Below are 22381 nucleotides of genomic sequence, written 5' to 3'. Positions count from 1 at the left end.
CGCCCATACCTTCAAACCTCGATTCTAACCCATCAATCAGATCAGAACCATTGTTTTTCAGAGGATTTGAGCTTTTTCCCATCTAGCCACAAGCGCGCCACCCGCGCCGCCTTGGCCTACGACATCGCAGATATGGATTGCGACATGGGGTGATTTGGGTGGGGAGTGTATTGGGGGGGATAGGATTGCGGCCGCCGTAACATCCGCAGGATAGACATCACGAGACCGGCAAATATCGGCAGGCTACCCGCAACGACAAGACCCGCCAATCCGATAGCATCGGATAGCGAGTCAATTGTTGCCATTTTTGGGAACGTCATCAGCGCGTTATAGCCGCATCAAAAAACGCCCCGACGTTTCCGCCCTTCACACGACCTTCACGCCGCATAGGACATACCGGAATTCCCCGCACTGCGGCCAATCTGGAACTGCCCCAGCAATTGGCGAAGCTTATTCACCTCGCCTGCCAGCGAGGCGCTGGCGGCGGTGGTTTCTTCGACCATGGCGGCGTTTTGTTGGGTCATCTGGTCCATGTGGTTGACGGCGCTGTTGACCTGGGTGAGGCCTACGGATTGCTCCTGCGCCGAGGTGGCGATGGCATCCATATGGCCGTTGGCAGTCGAGACGTAATCCTCAATGGTTTTGAGGACATTGCCCGTATCACGCACGAGGTTGACGCCATTGCCCACTTCGTCGGAGGAATTGCGGATCAGTTCCTTGATTTCCTTGGCGGCCTGCGCCGAGCGTTGGGCCAGTTCGCGCACTTCCTGAGCCACCACGGCAAAGCCCTTGCCCGCCTCGCCTGCACGGGCGGCTTCAACGCCGGCGTTCAGGGCCAGAAGGTTGGTCTGGAAGGCAATTTCGTCGATCACCCCGATGATGTTGGAGATCTGGCTGGAGGATGCCTCGATGCGCTGCATGGCATCGACGGCGTTGGCCACCACCTGGCCAGATTGCCGCGCGGCTTTGTTGGCCTCAATCACCACGGCACGCGCCTCCTGGGTGCGTTTGGCCGAGTTGGAGACATTCACGGTGATTTCATCCAGCGCGGCAGAGGTTTCTTCAAGGGCTGCCGCCTGCTGTTCCGTGCGTTTAGAGAGATCACCTGCGCCAGACGCAATCTCAGTAGAACCGTTATTGATGTTGCTGACAGAGTCGAGGATAGCGCCCATGGTTTCACCCAGCGTGCGCACCGATTGATTAAAGTCCTGCCGCAGGCTTTCAAACTCTTCTGAAAAGGCTTCGCGCAGCTCAACCGTCAGATCGCCGCTGGCCAAGCGCCGCAGACCTGCGGCCAGACCGGAGGTTGCAATCATCAAGCGTTCTCGGGCGTCTTCCTCGGCCTTCAGCTGCGTCTGGATACGCTCCTGTTCGGCACGGCGGCGGTTGGTTTCCGCCTCGGCCTCCAGCTGGCGCTTGGCAACGGCATCTTCGCGGAAAACCTCAACGGCATCGCACATCAGGCCAATTTCATCGCCCCGTGGGCCAAAATCAGCCCTACGGCTTGTATCGCCCGAGGAGAGCCTGTTCATGGCTTCAACCAGCAATTTGATCGGTATCACCACGGTGCTGCGCAACACAAAGGCCGTTGCAATCAGCACCAGCACAATCAGGATCTGGATCGTGCCATTGATGGTCTCGGAGCGTGCTTCCGTCGCCTGAAGAGAGCTGCGGGCATCCGTCGTTACCTTGCGGGACGCCGCAACCGCGCTTTGAATGGACTCGTTGAGTTTCGAGGTGATTGGTCTGGTATATTGGTCACGGCGGGCGGTCAGCGCGACAAGGTCCTGACTTTGCTGCGCCCGCTGCTCTTTGACGAAATCCTTGATCTTGATGGAAGCCGTTGCGTAGTCGCCGAGACCTGTCGAAATGGCCTGCAACGCGCTCGGATTTTCAGCAACGCGCATCGCCTCTTTCAGACTGTTTTGACCGTTGAGGGCTGATTTATTGACCGCGGCCAGCTCATCATCCACCTCCTTGACGGTGGGGGCGAGCATGATGTTGCGTACACCGCTCTTCATCTCCACAAACGCTTTCTCGCTGGCACTAATACCATCGAGAACCGTCTGTTCACGCGCGACAATGTCCTGCGCTGCCTTGATCGTGCTGTTCGTCCATTGCTGGTTGGCAACCATGCCCACAACCATGGCCACGCCAAGCCCCGAGGCAATGTAGATCTTCTTTGCGATGGTGATATTTGATAAAAACGACATTGTCTTTCCCCGTATAGGGCTTTCCGCCCCCACCCATGATGACAAAAGCTAGCCCCGCGACTGCGACCACAGACGAACGGTGCGATGTGTGAAAGACCCGCAAAATCAGAAAATCACAGCATAGAGATATCCGCTGGCCCCCAGCCAAACGGATCATCAAACGCACATGATGGTTCAAGGCCGATAGAGCCTCTTTGCCGATTTGCCGTTGCGGGCTGGCTCTCATTCCATCCGGACAACAGGGTGCCTGCATTGTCATAAAGCAGGCCACTCAATTTCAAGAAACGCTCAAAACGTGCAGATGCATCTGCAACAACCCAATATTGGAAACATTAACTTAAGCATCTCTTAATTTAATGCACTCAAAACAGGAGATGCTAAATTATTTTGCACTTATAACGTTATTTGCTGCGGGAGCGGTGCGCAGAAAACTAAATTCCCCCTGGAAGGAACGTATCGCGATACAGAAGAAACAAGCCGCAAATATGCGGGCGAATAAAGTTTCGCCGGGAAAATTTGGAAACCGGTCTTCTCGAAAAGACAACCGAAAACAAAGAAACCTAAAGTCTGTCTGGTTCAATCTGAACCTGACAGACTTTAGGTTGACGCATCGACTTTTCGGCCCGGTGCTTTAGGCAATTGCTCTGTCACCCGTCGTTTAAGCGGGGGGTTTACAGTCTGTTCAAGAATTGCTGCTGGCCTGGCGAAAATGGTGATTTCGAGAACCGGAACGGAGCGTACTTAATGTACGTGAGTACCGGAAGCGCAGAAATTGCCATTTGCAGACGGCCAGCGGCGATTATTGGATAGACTGTTACATCACACCACATGCGGCTTGTAGATCAGCCAATCCTTCGGCACATAGCTGTTTTCCGTCACGCCATAGAGGGTCACGGTATCGCCGCCGGAGGATTTTGAGGCTGTCAGGGCGCGTTCGGAATAGGTCATCAGATCAAAGGCATTGGGGGCCTGTTCGGAAAGGCAGATGCCGAAAGACATGGTGAGTGCGGCGAGCGAGCCATTGGAGCCGGCATTGACTACGGCAGTAGCCTTCAGCTTGACGCGCACGGCGTTGACGATGCGGCTGATTTCATCCTGATCGGAGGTGTAGAACAGCAGGCCGAAGCGGCTGCCGTCGAAGCGGCAGGCGAGGTCGTCCTTGCCGGCCACGGCCTTTACCACCTTGGCAATCTGCTTGATGAAGCGTTCGGTCACCGTCGGGCCAAGATGATCGGCGAGCTTGGCGAAATCGTCGATTTCACCGACCGCAAGGCCGCAGAGCGTCGGCAGGGCCGGATTGGCATAGACTTTTGCGAGCGCCTTGTTGAAGGCGCGGCGGCTGCCCATGCCGGTCAGGGCATCGACGAATTTCGCCTGTTCCACCTGGTCGGCCTCGCGCTGCACATCGGCGAGCTGCTCGGTCTTTTCGACAACGGTTTTGACGACATTGCTGTTTTCGGCAACGCGCTGGTCGGTGGCGGCCTTCAGCGCCTGAATAGAGCGGCTCAGTTCCGGATTGCCAAGATCGGTGTCGGTCAGGATGCCCTTGGTGGCATCGCCGATCAGGCGGCCATAATCGGTCAGCGACAGTTTTTCCTGGTTGAGCAAGCTGATGAAGCTACTCATTTCGGCGCGCACCTTGTTGTTGTGGCGGGCCAAAAGGCCGTCTTCATGGTGATGGGGCAGGTATTTGCGGCCCAGGGCATCCAGCGCATCCTGGGTCTTGACCTTGCCCAGCGCGATGAATTCGCGCACCAGATCCGGATTACTCCCGGAATAGGCCTCATAGACCAGTTCGTAATTGCGTGGCAGGCCCTCGATCCCCATCTGATGCATGGCAGTCGCAACACGCAGTGCAATGCTGGAGGCCGGATTTTTCATAGGCTGCATCGGATGTCTTCCCCACATCGAATCACTGATTGCACGCAGAGTAGCGCGACACTTCTTTCTTTCGGTTACAGCTGTATTTAAAATTTTACGGATTAGTGAAGAGACCGTGAAAAGCCCTAGATGAAACCGATGCGGCTTCACAAAAGTCATTTGCCCTTAGGGCCTGGGTCAGGCTATTTCACCTGGGAAACAGTGGCAATCAGGCAGGCATGGCAAAGCGTCTCTCAGTCATCACATCACCAGAACCGGCCATCCGCGCCGCGGTTCCTCTGCTTGAGGCAGGCGAGGTCATCGCCATGCCGACCGAGACCGTCTATGGTCTGGCGGCGGATGCCACCAATCCGCAGGCCATCACCCGGATCTACGAGACCAAGGGCCGCCCGCAGTTCAACCCGCTGATCTGCCATGTCGCCGACCTCGCCATGGCCGAGCGCTACGGCGTCTTCGATCCCTTGTCACGGCAATTGGCGGAGCGGTTCTGGCCGGGGCCGCTGACGCTGATCGTGCCGCTTGCGCCAGGTTCTCTCATTCACCCGCTGGCAACTGCCGGGCTGGATACGGTTGGCCTGCGCATGCCCCTGGGCTTTGCCGCCACGCTGATTGCCGCATTCGGCAAGCCACTGGCCGCCCCAAGCGCCAATACGTCGGGCAAGATCAGCCCGACCACGGCTGCCCATGTCGAAGAGGATCTGGGGGCAAAAATCCCGCTGATCCTCGATGCCGAAGCGGCGGGTGTCGGGGTTGAATCCACCATCCTGAAAGTGGAAGACGGCCAGATCCGGCTGCTGCGGCCCGGTGGGCTTTCGGTGGAGGCGGTGGAAGACGCGACAGGATTGCGGGTGATCCGCCCGCAAAAGGCAGGCGCGATCATCGAAGCGCCGGGCATGCTGGCCTCCCACTACGCACCGGAGGCGGCTGTGCGGCTGAATGCAACCTCGGTTTTTGCCGATGAGGCGGTGATCACTTTTGGCGCGGCGGCCCCGCAAGGGCTTGAAAAGGCTGCCCTCGTGCTCAATTTGAGTGCCAGCGGCGACCTCGCAGAGGCCGCCGCCAATCTGTTCAGCTTCATGAAACGGGCCGATGCCAGCGGCGCTGCCCGTATTGCCTTTACCGCCATTCCCACCCATGGGCTGGGAGATGCAATCAACGACCGGCTGGAGCGGGCCGCTGCGCCACGGTGATGGTTTGCGGCGATAGAATAACAAGGACGAAACGCCATGACTGACATGCCCCTTTCCGCCGCCCTGCTCGAGCGGTTCATCGCCATTGTCGGCGCAGCGAACGCCTTGACCGATCAGGCTGATATCACCCCTTATCTCACAGAAAACCGTGGCCTTTACCACGGCGCCTCGCCGCTGGTGCTGAAGCCCGGCTCGACGGAAGAGGTCTCCAAAATCCTGGCGCTGGCCAGCGAGACGAAAAGCCCGATCGTGCCGGTCAGTGGCGGCACCGGTCTGGTTGGCGGACAGGTGCCGCGCGATAACTCCAGCGATATCCTGCTGTCGCTGGAGCGGATGAACAAGGTGCGCGAGGTCGATCCGGTTGGCAATGTGATCGTCGCCGATGCGGGTTGCATTCTGGCCGACATCCAGAAGGCGGCGGCTGATGTCCACCGGCTGTTTCCGCTGTCGCTCGGTTCGGAAGGCTCCTGCCGGATCGGCGGCAATCTCGCCACCAATGCAGGCGGCACCGCCGTGCTGGTCTATGGCAATATGCGCCAACTGTGCCTGGGCCTCGAAGTGGTGCTGCCAACCGGGGAGATCTGGAACGGCTTGCGGCGGTTGAAAAAGGACAATAGCGGCTACGACCTGCGCGACCTGTTTATTGGCGCGGAAGGCACGCTGGGGGTGATTACCGGCGCCGTGCTGAAGCTTTATCCGCAGCCGCTTGGCCACGAAGTCGCCTTTGTCGGGCTGAAATCACCGGTGGAAGCCTTGGCGCTGTTTGAAAAGGCCAGCGCGCTCTGCGGGCCGGCTCTGACCGGTTTCGAGCTGATGCCGCGCATCGGCGTCGATTTCACCAGCCGCCATATTCCCAATGTCCGTGATCCGCTGGCCTCCGTTCACGACTGGTATGTGCTGGTCGATATTGCCACATCCGATGCCGTTGAAACGGCAAGAACCATGATGCATGACGTGCTGGAACAGGGCGTAGAGGCCGGGCTGATCGAGGATGCCGTGGTGGCTGGCTCGGTGGCACAGCAAAAGGCGCTCTGGCACATGCGCGAAAGCATGTCGGATGCGCAAAAGCCGGAAGGTGGCTCGATCAAGCACGATGTTTCGGTGCCAATTGCTCAGGTTCCGGCCTTCATGCGGCAAGCGGAAGAGGCCGTGCTCGCCGCCATGCCTGGCGCGCGGGTCTGCGCGTTCGGCCATCTGGGCGATGGCAATATCCACTACAACATCAGCCAGCCCGTCGGCGCCGACAAGGCGCAGTTCATCGGTCGCTGGCGCGAAATCAATAAGGTCGTGCATGATATCGTCCGCGCCCATGGCGGCTCGATTTCGGCCGAACACGGGGTCGGCCAGCTGAAACGCCAGGAACTGGCGCAGACAAGACCGGACATCGAAACCGTGCTGATGACCCGCATCAAGCATGCCTTCGACCCCGCCGGCATCATGAACCCGGGCAAGGTGGTGCCCGGCTGATGGCGGACACTGTGCCTTCCCACGACAATCCAAACCCAGCATCGGACAAGGTGCTGTTCAGGATCGATCTGGCCAATGGCGCGCGGCTTGGGCCGGGCAAGGTGCAATTGCTACAGCTGATCGGCCAGCATGGATCGATCCGCTCGGCGGGGGCTTCCATGGGCATGTCCTATCGCCGCGCCTGGCTTTTGGCCAATGAAATCAACCGGATGTTTAGGGAGCACTCCATCGCCACCCGCCATGGCGGCAAAAGCGGCGGCGGCGCTATCCTGACACCCTTTGGCGAGGCCTTACTGGCGCGGGCGCAAGCCATGGATGCCGCCATCCGTGCGACTCTGGCCAAGGATCTCGCCTGGCTGGAGGCGATGGCAGCGACAGAGTTGGTGCCAACTGAGTGATGTAGCAGGCCCTCATACGAAGGCCCTGGTTCAGCCCAAAGGATCCGTCCGTAGCCGATAAACACCTCCCGCCTCTACCGAAACCGCCTTGAACAGCAGCGAAACCGGCTTGCCAAGCGCCAGATCCAGGGCGGTCAGCGAGCGGCGGGTGATTTCGGCGTCGATGACCTGGCCGGAGCAATCGACCCTGATGACGATGCCGGGACCTGTCTCGAAAATCGCCTGCACCCGGCCTGACAAGCGATTGAGGGTGGAAAGCTGACCTGTCTCGCCTGTTGCCAGCACCAGATCGCTGGCAGCGATGAACAGGCGGATCGGGGTACCGACCGGTAGATCGGCATATTTCAGGAAGAGCGGACCCGCAGGGCTTGTTGCCAGCGTCAGGCCTTCCTCGCGGGCGTGGCCGTTAACATGGGCATGCAGGAAGCTACCGGGGCGACTGTCGCCGAGCCTAGGGAGATGAAGCAAAGCCCCTTCGCCCAAGTCCACCCTTGCGGCTCGGCCTTTGCTCATCGTCACCACCCGGCTGGCCAGCCGGGTGACTTCCTCGACCGCATGGCTGACATAGAGGATCGGCACTCCCGCTTCATCGCGAATCCGCTCGATATAAGGTAGGATCTGCGCCTTCAGCGCAGCGTCCAGCGCCGAGAGTGGTTCGTCCATCAGCAGAAGTTTCGGGCTGGCCATCAGGGCGCGGGCAATGGCCACCCGCTGCTTTTCTCCACCCGAAAGCCCATTGGGCGCACGGTCCAGCAGATCGGTGATCCCAAGCAGATCGCAGATCCGGGACAAGTCTTCGCGTCGTTCAGCTTTCGGGGTGAAATACCGGCCATAGGTGAGATTGGCCCGCACGTTCAAATGCGGGAAAAGCCGCGCCTCCTGGAAGACATAGCCGATCCGGCGGCGATGCGGTGGCAGGAAAATGCCGCTCTGCGCATCGCTCCACACCCGACCCTCGAAGGCGACCCTTCCCTGATCAGGGCGAATCAATCCGGCCACGGCATTGATCATCGTGGTCTTGCCCGATCCGGATGGGCCGAACAGCGCCGTCAACCCCGACCCCAGTTGAAGATCGGCTTCAAGATCAAACGTTCCCTGGCGGTGGCGGATATCGATTTCCAGCATCAGCCCGCCATCCGCACGGTCAGCCGCCGGGTCAGCAGCTCGGAGGCGAGCAGCGCCAGCAGCGAAAGGACGACCGAAACCAACGTCAGCCGCAGCGCCCCGGCATCGCCGCCCGGCACCTGGGTATAGGTGTAGATGGCGGCGGACAGGGTCTGGGTTTCGCCGGGAATATTCGACACGAAGGTAATCGTCGCGCCAAACTCACCCATCGCCTTGGCAAAGGCCAGCACGGCACCGGCAGCGATGCCAGGCAGGATCAGCGGCAGGGTAACGGTGAAGAACACCATGATCGGCGATGCGCCGAGCGTCGCCGCCGCCGTTTCCAGCTTGCGATCCACCCCGTCCAGTGACAGGCGGATGGCGCGCACCATCAAGGGAAACCCCATGATGCCGGAGGCGAGCGCCGCACCCGTCCAGCGGAAGGAAAACACCAGGCCGAACCATTGATCCAGAAAGGCACCGATCACGCCGCGCCGCCCGAAAGTGATCAGCAGCAGATACCCGGTGACAACAGGCGGCAGGATCAACGGCAGATGCACCAGCCCGTCCAGCAGGCTTCGGCCTAGAAAAGAGGTGCGCGACAACAGCCAGGCCATGCCGATGCCAAGCGGTAGCGAGACGGCAACAGCCGTCAGCGCCACTTTCAGGCTCAGCAGGATCGCGGTGATTTCGTCAGCGGAGAGCGCGTCAATCATGGCTCAACGGGCCATAGCTCGACAGGCTTTGTCAATTGATCTTCGCCAACACCGTAAACCCGGCAGCTCTAAACACGTCCGCAGCTTTCAGCTGTTGCAGATAGGCGAGAAACGCCTGGGCATCGGGATTGGTGGAGGCCTTCAGCACCGCTGCTGGATAGACGATCGCCGGATGGGAGTTTTCCGGGAACCGATCCAGGATTTTCACAGCCGGATCAACCTTTGCATCGGTTTCATAGACGATGCCGAGCGGCGCTTCCTGACGCGACACCAGCAGCAATGCGGCGCGAACATTATCGGCCTGCGCAACCTTGTCCTTGACGCTTGCCCACACACCGAGATTTTCCAGCGCCGCCTTGCCATAGACACCGGCGGGCACTGAGGCAACATTGCCCATGGCCAGCCGCTCATCCCTCAAAAGCCCAGCCAGATCGAAACCGGGAGCAATTTTTGTCGTGACCGTGGACGAAGACGCCGCCACCAGCACGATCCGGTTGCCCAGCAGGTTGACGCGGCTACCCGGCACAAGTTCACCGCCCTTGTCGAGATGGTCCATCCAGTTGAGGTCGGCGGAGATGAACAGGTCGGCGGGGGCACCCTCATCGATCTGTTTTGCCAGTGCCGAGGACGCTGCAAAGGACAGCTTGACCTCCCGGCCGGTCTCAGCCTTCCAGTCGTCGGCAATCTTGCTGATGGTTTCCTTCAGGCTGGCGGCGGCAAACACCGTCAGGCTCTGGTCTGCGGCAAAGGCCTGAGGGGCGAAGAAGAGGATCAAGGCCATCAGGATCGCCAAAAGCCGATCCATGCCTGTCGTTCTGGCTTTGGTCACCATTTTCCAACCTGCCTTCATCCCGTGTTCCCTTTTGATCGATGTATCTGATGGGATATATCGGTTGTCGCAAACAAGGGCAAGCGTGAACCCGCATGATGATGACACCACCATCACGGTTTATACCAGATCTCAAAGACCCTCATGGAACGTCGACTTGACGGAATTATGCAACAGATAGCTTATTCTTTACAGGCTGTTGACGGATTCGAGCAGGCTGGCGCTGATGCCGCTGGTCGAAGAGCTGCCACCCAGAATGGTCAGCGCGGCATTGGCCGAGGAGCCGGTATCGTTCTCAAGATCGTACATGGCCGTAAAGCGTTGCAGGAATTTCGTCTGCTTTTCAGGATCGCTTAGATCCTTCAGGTCCATTTTCTTCTCAATGACCTTTTTCTGCTGCTCGATATCCATGTTACTCATGTCGCTGGGCAGGCTATAGGCGGTGCGGAACACTTCCAGCAGCGCCGTATCGCCCAGAATGTCATAGGCCGAGGTAATGGTCGACGACATGCGATCCCAGTAAAGGGCAAGGCGCACACCCTGGTCGCTTTCACCCTGCTCATTTTCCAGGGTCTGGTGCAGATAGAGATTTTCGGTGTTAAAGGTCTCACTGCGGTTCTGCACACCATCGGCATTTTCCTGGGAAATCTTGCCACTACTGTCGAAATTATAGGAGGCGACGAATTTCGCATAGTTCTCGTCGGCCTGGGTATTGGCAAAGCTTTTCGGATCTGTGAGATCAGACGAAAACAGCTGCTTGAGCATGTCGTCACTGACATCTTCCGGGTCAAGCCCGTGCGCCGTCAGGCCAAAATCCACCAGCTTGCGATCCTTGAGCAGATCCGTGACAGATGTGACCTTGACGATATTCTCCTGGTAATATTTGGAATCCTCCTCCGCCTTGGTCTTGGCGTCAGTCTGTTCCGTGCCCTCCAGAAACCGGGTTTTCTGGACGATGTAGTCCTTGGCCACCTCGGTAATGGTGCGCTCCGATTGGGCCAGAAGCGGCACGTCAGCCGTCCCATCCTCCTTGAAATTGAAGGCGGAAGCCATGCTGATCAGCCGCTCGTCCCGGGTCTTGTTGGCATAGCTTTTGGGATCGTTCATATCGCTGGTCAGAACTTTTTTAAGCTCTGCCTTGGAAAACTCGTCCGTCTCAATGCCATAGGCCTTCATCACCATATCGTAGATTTTTTCATTGCCGAGCAGATCGTCAACATTGGCAATGGATTTCATCTGGGTGGAATAATAGGTGGTCAGGGAACTGAGATTGGCCTGGTCCTCGTCATCGTAATTGGTCATGTAGCCAGTCGCCGTCTGGGCCAGTTGGGTCTCGCTCTGGGCATTTCCAGCCGTAGCATTACCGCTGGTGTCGAAGTTGAACATGGCAGCGATCTTGGCATACTCACCCTTCACCTTGCCCTGGGTATTGGCATAGCTGTTGGCATCGTTCAGATCGCTGCTGACGATGTTCTCAAAGGTGGATTTCAGCGTGTTCTTGTCCATGCCAAGGGCAGTCTTCACATAGCTGAACAGCCGCGAATCCCCCGTAATATCCGAGGACTTGGTGACGTTAGCAATCTTTTCCTTGTAGTAGGCGGCTTCGCGCTCGGCCTGGTAGGCGGTCTCGGTGCTGGGAACTTCCTCCAGATAAAGATCTTCCATCTCCGTTTTCTGATCGGAGGTCTGGGCCGTGGCGTTTTTCAGCGAACCGTCGGTATTGAAGGAAAAGGCTTTGGCGATATTCAGGTAATCCGACTTGTTGGTGGTCAGCGTATTGACGTAACTTGTACTGTCGTTGACATCGCTGGTCAGGACCTTTTTCAAATGGTCGGTGGAATAATATTTGGTGTCGAGCCCATAGGATTCGAGCACGAATTTGGTCAGACGACTGTTTTTCAAGAGGTCATCGACATTGGTGACCTTGTCGATAGCGGAATCGTAATATTGCACCTCTTCCTTGGCATCGTCGCCTTCGGTCACCAGCGATTGCTTGTAGAGGCCAATCACATCCTCTTCCTGCTTGTCGGTCTGGATATCGGCGGTCTCGGCGGAAAAATTGAAGGATCGGGCAAAATCGCGGTAACGGTCGTCGGACAGCTTGTTGGCATAGCTGTTTTCGTCGGACAGATCGCTTTCCAGCACCTTTTTCATGAAGGCCTTGGCATAGGTCATGTCTTCCAGACCGTTGGCCTTCATCGTATATTGGTAGAGCCGGTCGTCGTTCATGAAGTCGTCGACGGTTTTGACCTTGCCGATATTCTCCTGGTAATATTTCTGCTCGCGGGCCACCTCAGGCTCCTGAGACACGCGCTTCAGGCTCGCTTTCATATCGCGATTGACAAGATCATAACCGACATAAGTAGACACCATGGCACTGCGTTCCTCGATAAGCTCCAAAAGCGCCGCCCGCCACGTCCCTGGCTGCAACGCCCTCAATCACCGCATAACCCTGCCCCTAACCACCCCTGGCCGGTTGCGTCATGCGAATGTCGGGTAACCCATCATGGCCTACCTGCCTTGCTCCTAGCTTTTGCCGCTAGGCAGAATGGCGTCAAGCAAGAGATACTCACATGCCTGGCGCCCGCCGCATTCCATTTGCGGCATTCAAACTACAACCTGCCAAACACAACCCAAAAGCAATTTTCCGGCAGTTCTACACGTATTGCAACACTCAACGATCATACCAATAAAGGTTGGTGACCGATGCAGGTTGTCGTAGCATTATCATCCAAACATAGTAGAATACTCTTAACTAATCCTTCACAATTTTACAAAAGCCGTTCACCAAATCGAAACCGTTAGCGCTGGCAATTCGATAACCATCTGGAACGGCAAAGTTTTCTTAACCGCGATTTTTAAGCGGTCCGGAACCCGGCAAGGCTATCTTTGGCCTCAGAGGACGAAAAGTCCCAGTGAAAAGAGCAGATGCAATAACGGCTCTCAGGTAAAACAAGGGTAGTAAGATGACGAACACGGTTATGAAGCCCGTCTGGGCCGGAGCAACGTTTCGACTGGAACCATCACGGTTTCCGCAACATGTGACTTATACGTTGCGCGATGCTTCCGGCAATGTCTCCGTTACACTCGACGAGCGCGGTGCCGTGCTGCGCAAGATCCTTCCGGCCAGCGGCTTGCCGATGTCCTTTGCCCTTCCAGCCCGGGCTTTCAAGGGGATTGCCGCCCGTGCCATCGACCATGGCAATGGAGAAGTGACCGTGACGCTGGAACTGCATCACGCCGATCCGGACCTGTGCATTCCGCTGCTGGTTGCCCATGATCTCTGCGATATTGCCGCCGACTGGCGCAGCTGGGCTGAAACCTTCCGCATTCCGATGCTGATGGTCGAGGCCGATGGCGTTGCCCGGCCGCTGGAAGAGCATCTGGGCGAATTGCGCGCCGAGCCGCCGCGCAGCCGTCGCCGCCATTCCTATTTTGCAGAGCGTCGTCCGCGCTTTCTGGTCCGCCGCACCACCGGTTCGCTGGGCGTTGCGATGAAAATTTCCGGCAAGGAAATCATCGCCCGCCGTTAACAGAGCGGTTGTCGATACGTGAATATTTTAACATGGCTCGCCGGAAAAGGCGGGCCATGTTTCGTTTTGAGGCGACGCACCCCGGAAAAATTCCTCCATCATATCTGTGTGTTGGCGGGGACTATGCCGCCTCGGCGCGCTCAACCTCGACAGTCACATGCGACAGAGCGGCAATCTGGGACAATTTTTCGCGGTACCAGGCTGGAGATTGCGGCTCGCGCGCCACCAGCGAAACGATGGCGCCGTGATGACCGGGGCCCAATTGCCAGACATGGAGATCGGCAATGTCGGCCCCTTCCGCTTCGATCACCCGGCGGATAGTGCCGGAAAGGTCTTCGGAATCGGCGACATGATCGAGAAGAACCATGCCGCTATCGCGCATCAGGCCGAAGGCCCAGCTACCAATGACCACCGCGCCTGCGATGCCGATCAGCGGATCGAGCCAGAGCCAGCCGAAAAGACTGCCGAGCAGCAAGGCTGCAATCGCCATGACAGATGTCAGCGCATCCGCCAGCACATGGATATAGGCAGCGCGCAAATTACGGTCGCGACCGCCATGGCTGCCGGGCGCTTCAGAATGGGCGTGATGGCCGTGTCCATGATGATGGTCTTCCTGAAGCAGCAGGGCGCAGACCAAGTTAACGGCCAGGCCGATGGTGGCGATGACGATGGCCTCGCTAAAGTTGATGGCGACCGGCTGAAACACCCGCCAGAGGCTTTCCCAGGCGATGATAACCGCCACAAGGCCGAGAAAAATCGCGCTGGAAAAGGCGGCGAGATCGCCGAATTTGCCGGTTCCGAAGGTAAAACCACTGTTATCAGCATGGCGCCGCGCCAGGCTATAGGCGAGCGCCGAAACAAAAATCGCCCCGGCATGGGTGGCCATATGCCAGCCATCCGCCGTCAGCGCCATGGAGCCGAACAGATTGCCCGCGACGATTTCCACCACCATCATCACGGTGGTGACGCCGATCACTGCCCAGGTGCGACGCTCGTTGCGCTGATGGTCTCTGCCAAGAAAGACATGGCTGTGGCGATTGCCCGGCCCATGCGGATGCGGATGAACATGCCCCTCTTGCCCATGCGGATGGTGGTCATGAGGGGGATGCTGATGAGAATCGTGGCCTTGAGGCGTCGGGTCCTGGGTCATTTCAGGTAGCTCCTGATCACGTCGATGAGTTCGTCGGCGCCTTGATGACGCTCTGAGGCGCCGAGATCTTCGGCAACGATATGCTCGCGGATATGCTCTTCGACCAGTTCGGTCATCAGCCCGGTCAGGGCTCCCCGCACAGAGGCCGTCAGGTTCATGATATCGCCGCATGGCTTTTCCGCCAGAAGCGCGGTTTCGATGGCCTCCATCTGTCCCTTCATCCGGCGGACGCGGGCGAGAAGCTTGGCCTGGTGTTTGATTGTATGGCCCATAGTATAGGGGGCTACCCTATTTTGAGAGGAAATACAAGGAATTTCTTATATTCCATAGCCGTCGGGCCGAGTGATCAGGCGAAGGGAATAGCAACAACCAGACCGATAAACAGGATCAGCCCAACCTTGCCATTCAGCTTGAACAGCGCCAAACACTGAACCGGATTGTTGATATCCAGCACCTTGATCTGGTAGCCGAGCAGGACGAGCGCGACAAGCAGGCCGAGATAGGCGGGGAAACCGGCACCAGCCGAGAGGAAGGACAGGGCCAGCAACAGGCCCATCGCTCCGTAAAATCCGGAGAGCCAGATCTTGGTGTCCTCGGCAAACAGCCTCGCGGTGGAACGAACGCCGATCAGGGCGTCGTCCTCCTTGTCCTGATGGGCATAGATCGTATCATAGCCGATGGTCCAGACGACGGCGGCGACATAGAGCAGCACGGCGGCAATAGACATCGACCCCGTCAGCCCGGCCCAGCCCATCAACCCGCCCCAGGAAAACGCCAGACCAAGGAAAAACTGTGGCCAATCGGTAAAGCGCTTGGCGAAGGGATAGATCACCACGATGGCCAGAGACGCCAGGCCAAGCAGAATGGAAAAGCCGTTAAAGCAGAACAGCACCGCCGCACCAACCACCGCCTGCGCGACGATGAACAGTTTGGCCTGGCGGCGAGTGACCCGCCCCGAAGGCAAGGGGCGCGAGCGGGTGCGGGCAACCTCCATATCGATTTTTTCATCGACCAGATCATTATAGGTGCAACCGGCACCGCGCATGGCAACGGAGCCGATGAAAAACAGCAGGAGGTGAGCCATGAAGGTAAGGACCGGCAGCGCCCCGCCAGATGCCAGAAAATTGGCGGCCAGCGCCGATGACCAGAAGCACGGCCACATCAGCAATTCCCAGCCGATCGGCCGGTCCCAGCGGGCCAGCTGCGCATAGGGCCAGACCGCCCGTGGCAACAGGCGGTAGACCCAATTATCGGAAAGCGCGTCCTGGACGCGGGCGGTGGTGTCGCTGGCGGTGCTCATGATCGAAGTGATAGCTCAAATCCGCGCCCAAGAAAACTATCCTTAAACCTTGGCCAACAGACACCTCGACGTTCAGAACCGCACCTTTTCCAAGGGTGCGCGCAACGCTTCCGCCGCCTTCAGCGCCTCTTCACGCCCAGCGATATAGTCGCGATTGTCAGGCACACTCATCCGCTTCTTGGTGATTTGCAGCTGGAAAATGAAGAAATCCTCATGGGTGAAGGCCATTTCTGAGCCTGCGAGGTAAAACTCCCACATCCGCACAAAGCGTTCGTCATAAAGCCGCGCCGCCTCTTCGCGGCGCGCCAGGAATCGCTCTCGCCAGTGTCTCAGGGTATGGGCGTAATGCATCGGCAGAATTTCGCAATCGGCCACCAGCAGGCCGGATTTTTCAATAGCCGGCAGGACTTCGGCAAACGAGGGAATATAACCGCCGGGGAAGATATACTTCTCAAAGAACGGATTGTTGTAGAGCGCCGGATAGGGCTGTCCGATCGAATGCAGGATCATCACCCCATCATCCTGCATCAGCTCATGCACCTTGCGGAAATAATGCAGATAATGGGTTGGGCCGACATGCTCGAACATGCCGACCGACACCAGCCGATCAAACGGCTGGGCCTTCAGTGTGCGGTAATCCTGCAAGTCGAACCGCAGCCTTTCGTCGAGACCGCGTTTGCGCGCCCGTTCGCGCGATACCTTCAACTGTTCTTCGCTGAGCGTGATACCGCTAACATCGACGCCGCAGGTCTCCGCCAGATAGATCCCCATGCCGCCCCAGCCGGAGCCGATTTCCAACACCCGCTGGCCCGGCTCGGCCATCAGCTTTGCGGCGATGTGGCGTTTCTTCGCCAACTGCGCCTCTTCCAGCGAAATGCCCGGCGGGTTGAAATAGGCGCAGGAATATTGCCAGTCCTCGTCCAGAAACAGGTCGAACAGCTTGGCGCTGAGATCATAATGATGGGCGACATTGCGCTGGTTGCGATTGACCGGCAAAGCCCCCCGCACTTTCGCTGCCACCACTCGCAGCAGTCCGCGCCAGACCATCGGAAAGGTCAGGTCGGACACCAGCGTATTGGTTTTCACCAGTGCCAGCAGGTCGTAGATATCGCCTTTTTCGAAGGCCATGCGGCCCTGCATGTAGATCTCACCCAGCTTTAGCTGTGCATCGCGATAGATCTCGTCTTCTGCCTGGTCATCGAAGAAATGGATCGCAATCGGCGGCCCCGAACCATCTCCGAAACGCTGCATCTGGCCATCGGCCCCGATGACCTCCAGCGTGCCTTTTCGGATGATCCTCATCAACATGCCACGAAGAGACGATGCCATTGACACCTCCTGAAAGGAAAGAGATTGCCTGTCCGCTAACGGCAACCCTATCCTCTCCAATGGCGCTGACAAGTATGCTTTTGTCACATAACCTTCAAAAACTCAGGGAACTTTTCCGAAAAGCAAAACGCGCGATCACCTCAGGATGTGCGCGTGTTTTATGTTCTCTCAATGGTTTACAGTGCATCGGACCGAAAAACGGACATCGGTTTTAGGTCCGATGCTGGTGAGGCGTTATTTCTTGCGCATCGCCTCGGCAAGGGCCGCCCCCAGGCCACCCATCGCCGGCTTTTCATCACGGGCCGGTTTAGGGTTGGCATTGCGCACCACCGCCGGGCCACGATTATCGCGCGCCGACGGCGGCGGGGCTTCTCCCCCATCCTTGCGCATGGTGAGCGCAATGCGCTTGCGCTTCACGTCCACCTCGACCACCCGGACTTTCACCACATCACCGGCTTTCACCACCTCATGCGGGTCTTTGACGAATTTGTCGGCCAGTTGCGACACATGAACCAAGCCATCCTGATGCACGCCAATATCGACAAAGGCCCCGAAGGCCGCGACATTGGTGACCGTGCCTTCCAGCAACATGCCGGGCTTCAGATCGGTGATTTCTTCCACACCATCGGCAAAGGTGGCAGTCTTAAAGCTCGGGCGCGGGTCACGGCCCGGCTTTTCCAATTCCGCCAGAATGTCCTTCACCGTAGGCAGACCAAACTGCTCATCGACAAACTGGCGCGGGTCCAGCCCTTTCAACAGGCTGCTATCGCCCATCAGCGTGCGCAGATCCCGCCCGCAGGCAGCGACGATTTTCTTAGCCACGCCATAGGCTTCCGGGTGAACAGACGAAGCATCCAGCGGTTCCTTGCCATCGGGAATGCGCAGGAATCCGGCGCATTGCTCGAAGGTGCGCGCACCGAGCCGAGCCACTTTCAACAGATCCTTGCGACTGGAAAAAGGACCGGTCTGATCACGATGCGCGACAATCGCCTCGGCTATCGAGCCGCCCAACCCCGACACCCGCGCCAGAAGCGGAGCCGATGCCGTGTTGAGATCAACGCCCACTGCATTCACCGCATCTTCGACCACGGCATCCAGCGAACGGCCTAGACGGCCCTGATCGACATCATGCTGATACTGGCCAACGCCGATGGATTTTGGGTCAATCTTCACCAGTTCCGCCAGCGGGTCTTGCAGACGCCGCGCAATCGACACCGCACCGCGCAAGGAGACATCGAGATTGGGGAATTCCTTGGCGGCCAGTTCCGACGCCGAATAAACCGAGGCGCCAGCTTCCGAGACGATCACCTTGGTGGGCTTTTTGCCGGTCGCGGGCAATTGCGTCAGCATATCGGCCACCAGCTTTTCCGTCTCGCGGCTGCCGGTGCCATTGCCGATGGAGATCAGGTCAACGCCATGCTTGCGGATCAGGCCCGCCAGCTCGGCCTGGGTGCCGCGAATGTCGTTTTTCGGTGGGAAAGGATAGACCGTCGTGGTTTCCAGCACCTTGCCGGTGCCATCCACCACCGCCACTTTCACGCCGGTGCGGATACCCGGATCAAGCCCCATGGTAGGGCGCGAACCGGCAGGGGCCGCCAGCAGCAAATCCTTGAGATTGCGGGCAAAAACGTGAATGGCCTCTTCCTCGGCCCGCTCACGCAGATCGCGCATCAAATCCAGCGATAGTGACATGGAGAGCTTCACCCGCCAGGTCCAGCCCGCCACCTCCATCAGCCATTGGTCGGCGGGGCCTTTTTGGCAGATCTGATAGGCTGACGCAATTATCCGATGGGTGGGCTTGATCAGTGAAGTATCGTCCTTGTCCGCCTCGATGGTCAGCGTCAAAATCTCTTCGTTCCAGCCACGCAGCATGGCCAAGGCCCGGTGGCCCGGCACCGTCGCCCAGCGCTCGAAATGGTCGAAATAATCGGCGAATTTCTCGCCAGACGCCTGTTTGCCATCGACCACCTTGGCATAGAGAATGGCCTTGTCTTTCAAATAATTGCGCAGGCTCTTCAACAGATCGGCATTTTCCGCCATGGCTTCGGCCACGATATCGCGGGCGCCTTCCAGTGCCGCTTTGACGTCGGCCACGTCGCCCTTCACATAGGCCTCTGCCAGCTTGGCCGGATCGCCGGTGCGGTCTTCCCAAATCGCATTGGCCAGCGGCTCCAAACCCTTTTCACGGGCAATTTCGGCACGGGTGCGGCGCTTGGGCTTATAGGGCAGATAGATGTCTTCCAGCTCGGCCTTGGTGGTGGTGCGGGCAATCTTGATGGCCAGTTCATCGGTCATCTTGTCTTGTGAGGTAATGCTGTCGACAATCGCCTTGCGGCGCGCGCCAAGCTCCCGCAGATAGGTCAAGCGCTCGGCCAGATTGCGCAATTGCGTATCATCAAGCCCGCCGGTGACTTCCTTGCGGTAGCGGGCGATGAAAGGAACCGTGGCGCCACCATCCAGCAAATCCACCGCAGAGATCACCTGATCGGCTCGGGCATTGATCTCGCTCGCAATCAGTGCGGCAATGGATTTGATATCGTCGGCCATGAAACGTCCTTCTTGATCGTGCGGCGCGCACTGTAGCCAGCCAATCGGGCAACACAACAGCCAAGCAGCGCGACTCCACAGGAAAGCCGCCAGAAGATCAACCTGCGGGTTAACCATTCCGCTAGGAAAACACCCGCCGAGCAGGGTTAACCATTTATGACCATTCACTTTTTCTCCACTGCCCCTATAGTTCAAAATGGAGCAGGCACACCCTGCCAGGAACGGGTCAGCGATGAATAAAATCCAGTATATCCAAAGTCTTGACGGGTTGCGCGGCCTTGCTGCCTTTGCCGTGGTGCTCTCGCATATGCCCTTGCTGCTTGGCATTAGCCTTCCGGCCCTGCTGGTCGGCGACCCCTCCGTGGCGCTGTTCTTCTCGCTCAGTGGCTTCCTGATGGCCCATCTTTACAGCACAAAGCCCTTCACCCGCGCCAGCATGGCCGATTATCTCGTGCATCGCTTCGTGCGGATCTATCCGGTCTATCTGGTCGCGGTGCTGCTGGTCGTCCTGCTCTCGGCCATTCCGGCGCTGCACTATATCCAGTCGGTTACAGGTCTGGTGGAGATCTTCCGCCATATCGCCATGATCGGCTCCAGCGGCGTGTTTTGGTCGGTGCCACCGGAAATCCAGTTCTATCTGTTTTTCCTGCTCCTCTGGCTGTGTTTCGAAAATCCGGCCAAGCGCCCCGGCCTTTGCGCAGCCATCGCCGGTGGATTCGCCATCGCCATGTATCTCGGCTTTCCCGGCCCCGGCATCGTGCTGCTGTCGAAAATTCCCTATTTCCTGTTCGGCGCTCTGGCAGGCCGGGTGTTTTCCGCTGGCTATTGCCGACCCGCAACGGCGCTGTCCGGTCTCGTGGTCCTTGGGTTGATCGCCCTGTTCTTTCTCGGCCAAAGCTTTTATGCCGCCGCCAATGTCTTCTGGGGTACATCAACGGCGCTGATCGCCACTATCATAGTCTATCTCGCCGCCTGCGAAGCGCCGCTCTCCAAGGCGGTGCTGGCCTCGGCTCCACTGCGCTTTGCAGGACGTATCAGCTTTTCACTCTATCTCTTCCACATGCCGGTCAGCTTCCTGACACTCACGGCGCTGCGCAGCGCGTTTGGCGACACCCTCCCCGGCTGGCTTTGCGCCCTCATCATGATTTTCGCCAGCCTTGTGGCGGCATCACTCAGCTACAGCATGATTGAAAAACCGTCCCGGCGTTTCTTTCTCGGCCTGTGGAAAGCCCGTTTTCCAGCCTCGGCATCCGAAGGCAAACCAGCCATTCCAGCGACGACGCAGCTTTCCTCTTGACCTTTTCGGCTGCCCGCCTTAACCGCCGGGCAGGTTTTCCAGAGGGCTGTGCCATGAATATTCTGCTGATCGGTTCGGGTGGACGTGAACATGCGCTGGCCTGGAAGCTTGCCCAATCGCCGCTGATCGGCGCCTTCTACGCCGCCCCAGGCAATCCCGGCATTGCCGAACATGCCGAACTGGTCGACATCAACATCGACGACCACGCCGCCGTCATCGCCTTCTGCAAGGACAAGGCAGTGGATTTCGTCGTGGTCGGACCGGAAGCACCGCTGGTGGCGGGCCTTGCCGATGCCTTGCGCGCCGCAGGCCTCACCGTTTTCGGTCCATCGGCGGCAGCCGCGCAACTGGAAGGCTCCAAGGGCTTTACCAAGGATGTCTGCGCCCGCTTCAATATCCCGACAGGTGCCTATCAGCGCTTCAACAATGCGCCGAAAGCCAAGGCCTATGTGCGCCAGCAGGGCGCGCCAATCGTTATCAAGGCCGATGGTCTGGCGGCTGGCAAGGGCGTGACCGTGGCGATGACGCTGGACGAGGCGCTGTCGGCTATCGACGATTGTTTCGAAGGCGCCTTCGGGGCCGCTGGCGCCGAAGTGGTGGTGGAAGCGTTTCTGGATGGTGAGGAAGCCAGCTTCTTCTGCCTGTGTGACGGCAAGACGCTGCTGCCGCTGGCCACCGCCCAGGACCATAAGCGGGTCGGCGATGGCGATACCGGCCCCAATACCGGCGGCATGGGTGCCTATTCACCTGCCCCCGTGATGACGCCTGACATGGTGGAGCGCACCTTGCGCGAGATCATCGAGCCGACCATGCGCGGCATGGCGGAACTGGGCATGCCGTTTTCCGGGGTGTTCTTTGCAGGGTTGATGATCACCGAAAAAGGCCCCGAACTGATCGAATACAATGTCCGCTTTGGCGACCCGGAATGCCAGGTGCTGATGATGCGGCTGAAAAGCGATCTCCTGCCACTGCTGCATGCCTGCGCGTCAGGCACGCTGGATAAGGTTTCAGCCGAGTGGCACGACGACCCGGCGCTGACTGTGGTGCTGGCCTCCAAGGGTTATCCCGGCAGTTTCACCAGAAATACCCCGATTGCCGCCGTTCCTGCCGCCAGCGATGAAGCAAAGGTTTTCCATGCCGGCACCGCCCTGAAGGACGGCCAATTGATTGCCACCGGCGGACGCGTGCTGAACGCCACGGCCCGCGGCAAGACGGTGGCTGAAGCCCAGGCAAAGGCCTATGCGCTGGCCCGGCAAGTCGAGTGGGACAATGGTTTCAGCCGCAGCGATATCGGCTGGCAGGCGATTGCCCGCGAAAAGCCGTCGGAATCCTGATCCAAAACGAGCAATCGATAAAATTTGAACATTCCGGATTACGGCACGACAACATCCTTTGGCTAATCTCTCCCTATGAATTTGAGGAGTTAG

17 protein-coding genes are annotated in these 22381 nt (G+C 58.5%); 6 read left to right on the top strand and 11 right to left on the bottom strand.

All coding sequences use genetic code 11. The annotated features are described in order from the left end of the window. Positions 1-377: 377 nt before the first annotated feature. Together FS819_RS02350 and FS819_RS02345 are read right to left on the bottom strand one after the other, a co-directional pair. Positions 378-2213: a methyl-accepting chemotaxis protein gene (locus FS819_RS02350; protein ID WP_156548428.1), complete on the bottom strand. Its 1836-nt coding sequence runs from the start codon at positions 2211-2213 to the stop codon at positions 378-380. An 819-nt stretch (positions 2214-3032) separates the two neighbouring features. Continuing rightward, positions 3033-4103 carry a GGDEF domain-containing protein gene (locus FS819_RS02345; protein WP_156548437.1) on the bottom strand — a complete coding sequence of 357 codons (1071 nt, stop codon included), beginning with the start codon at positions 4101-4103 and terminating at the stop codon, positions 3033-3035. A 209-nt stretch (positions 4104-4312) separates the two neighbouring features. On the opposite strand from FS819_RS02345, the gene FS819_RS02340 reads away from it, so the two are divergent. Genes FS819_RS02340 through FS819_RS02330 form a run of 3 tightly spaced genes read left to right on the top strand, consistent with a single transcriptional unit; the run spans position 4313 to position 7149 of the window. Next, positions 4313-5284: an L-threonylcarbamoyladenylate synthase gene (locus tag FS819_RS02340; protein WP_156548439.1), complete on the top strand. Its 972-nt coding sequence runs from the start codon at positions 4313-4315 to the stop codon at positions 5282-5284. Positions 5285-5320: 36 nt separating this feature from the next. Then, positions 5321-6751 (top strand): FAD-binding oxidoreductase, encoded by a 1431-nt coding sequence (locus FS819_RS02335; protein WP_156548441.1) that lies wholly within the window; start codon positions 5321-5323, stop codon positions 6749-6751. After that, positions 6751-7149: a winged helix-turn-helix domain-containing protein gene (locus FS819_RS02330; RefSeq protein ID WP_156548443.1), complete on the top strand. Its 399-nt coding sequence runs from the start codon at positions 6751-6753 to the stop codon at positions 7147-7149. Before FS819_RS02335 ends, FS819_RS02330 begins: the two co-directional genes overlap by 1 nt. A 30-nt stretch (positions 7150-7179) precedes the next feature. On the opposite strand, the gene modC is transcribed toward FS819_RS02330, so the two are convergent. The 4 genes from modC to FS819_RS02310 all read right to left on the bottom strand — a co-directional run bounded on the left by modC (position 7180) and on the right by FS819_RS02310 (position 12171). Beyond that, entirely contained in the window at positions 7180-8274 is a 1095-nt protein-coding gene (gene modC / locus FS819_RS02325) for a molybdenum ABC transporter ATP-binding protein (protein ID WP_322192664.1), read from the bottom strand. Next, positions 8274-8969 (bottom strand): molybdate ABC transporter permease subunit, encoded by a 696-nt coding sequence (modB, locus tag FS819_RS02320; protein ID WP_156548447.1) that lies wholly within the window; start codon positions 8967-8969, stop codon positions 8274-8276. The genes modC and modB overlap by 1 nt, the downstream gene beginning before the upstream one ends. Positions 8970-9000: 31 nt before the next feature. Beyond that, positions 9001-9819 (bottom strand): molybdate ABC transporter substrate-binding protein, encoded by an 819-nt coding sequence (modA, locus tag FS819_RS02315; RefSeq protein WP_156548449.1) that lies wholly within the window; start codon positions 9817-9819, stop codon positions 9001-9003. Positions 9820-9987: 168 nt separating this feature from the next. After that, positions 9988-12171, bottom strand: coding sequence for a DUF1217 domain-containing protein (locus FS819_RS02310; RefSeq protein WP_156548451.1), 2184 nt, complete (start codon positions 12169-12171; stop codon positions 9988-9990). A gap of 593 nt (positions 12172-12764) precedes the next feature. Here FS819_RS02310 and FS819_RS02305 point away from each other — a divergent pair. Then, positions 12765-13331, top strand: a complete 567-nt coding sequence (locus tag FS819_RS02305) for a DUF6101 family protein (RefSeq protein WP_060719132.1) — start codon at positions 12765-12767, stop codon at positions 13329-13331. A 121-nt stretch (positions 13332-13452) separates the two neighbouring features. Here the strand turns inward: FS819_RS02305 and dmeF are convergent, their stop codons facing one another. The 5 genes from dmeF to FS819_RS02280 form a co-directional block, all read right to left on the bottom strand. After that, positions 13453-14481 (bottom strand): CDF family Co(II)/Ni(II) efflux transporter DmeF, encoded by a 1029-nt coding sequence (gene dmeF, locus FS819_RS02300; RefSeq protein ID WP_156548454.1) that lies wholly within the window; start codon positions 14479-14481, stop codon positions 13453-13455. After that, the gene (locus tag FS819_RS02295) at positions 14478-14753 is read right to left on the bottom strand and encodes a metal/formaldehyde-sensitive transcriptional repressor (RefSeq protein WP_156548463.1); all 276 of its coding nucleotides are present in this window, start codon (positions 14751-14753) and stop codon (positions 14478-14480) included. Before FS819_RS02295 ends, dmeF begins: the two co-directional genes overlap by 4 nt. A 74-nt stretch (positions 14754-14827) precedes the next feature. Further along, a complete protein-coding gene (gene ubiA / locus FS819_RS02290; RefSeq protein ID WP_156629828.1) occupies positions 14828-15781 on the bottom strand; it encodes a 4-hydroxybenzoate octaprenyltransferase in 954 nt (317 codons plus the stop codon). 72 nt (positions 15782-15853) lie between these two features. Further along, a complete protein-coding gene (locus FS819_RS02285) occupies positions 15854-17110 on the bottom strand; it encodes a cyclopropane fatty acid synthase (RefSeq protein WP_156548467.1) in 1257 nt (418 codons plus the stop codon). A gap of 234 nt (positions 17111-17344) precedes the next feature. Continuing rightward, positions 17345-19657, bottom strand: a complete 2313-nt coding sequence (locus FS819_RS02280; protein WP_156548470.1) for a Tex family protein — start codon at positions 19655-19657, stop codon at positions 17345-17347. A gap of 232 nt (positions 19658-19889) precedes the next feature. Here FS819_RS02280 and FS819_RS02275 point away from each other — a divergent pair, with 232 nt between their 5' ends. After that, positions 19890-20954 (top strand): acyltransferase family protein, encoded by a 1065-nt coding sequence (locus FS819_RS02275; RefSeq protein ID WP_197434181.1) that lies wholly within the window; start codon positions 19890-19892, stop codon positions 20952-20954. Between the two features lie 53 nt (positions 20955-21007). Further along, complete coding sequence (gene purD, locus FS819_RS02270) at positions 21008-22288, top strand: phosphoribosylamine--glycine ligase (protein WP_156548474.1); 1281 nt, start codon at positions 21008-21010, stop codon at positions 22286-22288. The last annotated feature ends 93 nt before the right edge of the window (positions 22289-22381 follow it).

The organism is Allorhizobium sp. Av2, assembly GCF_021462805.2.
GTDB classification, from domain to species: Bacteria; Pseudomonadota; Alphaproteobacteria; order Rhizobiales; family Rhizobiaceae; genus Allorhizobium; species Allorhizobium vitis_G.
Note: the sequence above shows the minus strand (reverse complement) of the source record. Positions and strands in the feature narration are given on the sequence as shown.

Excerpts from the sequence above, each read along its gene's own strand:
- FS819_RS02350 (WP_156548428.1), bottom strand. The coding sequence starts at position 2,213 with ATGTCGTTTTTATCAAATATCACCATCGCAAAGAAGATCTACATTGCC.
- FS819_RS02345 (WP_156548437.1), bottom strand. The coding sequence starts at position 4,103 with ATGCAGCCTATGAAAAATCCGGCCTCCAGCATTGCACTGCGTGTTGCG.
- FS819_RS02340 (WP_156548439.1), top strand. The coding sequence starts at position 4,313 with ATGGCAAAGCGTCTCTCAGTCATCACATCACCAGAACCGGCCATCCGC.
- FS819_RS02335 (WP_156548441.1), top strand. The coding sequence starts at position 5,321 with ATGACTGACATGCCCCTTTCCGCCGCCCTGCTCGAGCGGTTCATCGCC.
- FS819_RS02330 (WP_156548443.1), top strand. The coding sequence starts at position 6,751 with ATGGCGGACACTGTGCCTTCCCACGACAATCCAAACCCAGCATCGGAC.
- modC (WP_322192664.1), bottom strand. The coding sequence starts at position 8,274 with ATGCTGGAAATCGATATCCGCCACCGCCAGGGAACGTTTGATCTTGAA.
- modB (WP_156548447.1), bottom strand. The coding sequence starts at position 8,969 with ATGATTGACGCGCTCTCCGCTGACGAAATCACCGCGATCCTGCTGAGC.
- modA (WP_156548449.1), bottom strand. The coding sequence starts at position 9,819 with ATGAAGGCAGGTTGGAAAATGGTGACCAAAGCCAGAACGACAGGCATG.
- FS819_RS02310 (WP_156548451.1), bottom strand. The coding sequence starts at position 12,171 with ATGGTGTCTACTTATGTCGGTTATGATCTTGTCAATCGCGATATGAAA.
- FS819_RS02305 (WP_060719132.1), top strand. The coding sequence starts at position 12,765 with ATGACGAACACGGTTATGAAGCCCGTCTGGGCCGGAGCAACGTTTCGA.
- dmeF (WP_156548454.1), bottom strand. The coding sequence starts at position 14,481 with ATGACCCAGGACCCGACGCCTCAAGGCCACGATTCTCATCAGCATCCC.
- FS819_RS02295 (WP_156548463.1), bottom strand. The coding sequence starts at position 14,753 with ATGGGCCATACAATCAAACACCAGGCCAAGCTTCTCGCCCGCGTCCGC.
- ubiA (WP_156629828.1), bottom strand. The coding sequence starts at position 15,781 with ATGAGCACCGCCAGCGACACCACCGCCCGCGTCCAGGACGCGCTTTCC.
- FS819_RS02285 (WP_156548467.1), bottom strand. The coding sequence starts at position 17,110 with ATGGCATCGTCTCTTCGTGGCATGTTGATGAGGATCATCCGAAAAGGC.
- FS819_RS02280 (WP_156548470.1), bottom strand. The coding sequence starts at position 19,657 with ATGGCCGACGATATCAAATCCATTGCCGCACTGATTGCGAGCGAGATC.
- FS819_RS02275 (WP_197434181.1), top strand. The coding sequence starts at position 19,890 with ATGAATAAAATCCAGTATATCCAAAGTCTTGACGGGTTGCGCGGCCTT.
- purD (WP_156548474.1), top strand. The coding sequence starts at position 21,008 with ATGAATATTCTGCTGATCGGTTCGGGTGGACGTGAACATGCGCTGGCC.